This is a genomic window from Microbacterium sp. H6 (genome assembly GCF_003314775.1).
Classification (GTDB): domain Bacteria; phylum Actinomycetota; class Actinomycetes; order Actinomycetales; family Microbacteriaceae; genus Microbacterium; species Microbacterium oxydans.
Window position 1 is genome coordinate 5,435 of the sequence record NZ_QOAY01000100.1, and the last position, 237, is coordinate 5,671.

Sequence of the window (237 nt, forward strand, 5' to 3'; positions counted from 1 at the left end):
GGCCTCAGCGGGCCGACCGGAAGCGGCAAGTCGACCCTGCTGCGGGTGATGGCCGGGATCGAAGCCCCCCACGCGGGCCGCGTGCTCGTGGACGGTGCCCCGCCGACGGGACCCGTCGGCGGGGTGCATCTCGTCCCCCAGCGCCCCCTCGTGCTGAACGGGACCGTGCGGGAGAACCTCGCGCTCGGTGCGGCCACGGAAGACGGCGATGCCGACGACGCGCGCTATCGGCGTGCG

At 75.5% G+C, this 237-nt stretch carries 1 protein-coding gene; it reads left to right on the forward strand.

The window, feature by feature from the left end; genetic code table 11:
• On the forward strand, positions 1-237 hold a 237-nt coding region (locus tag DSP71_RS22035), incomplete at both ends, for an ATP-binding cassette domain-containing protein (protein ID WP_113680705.1).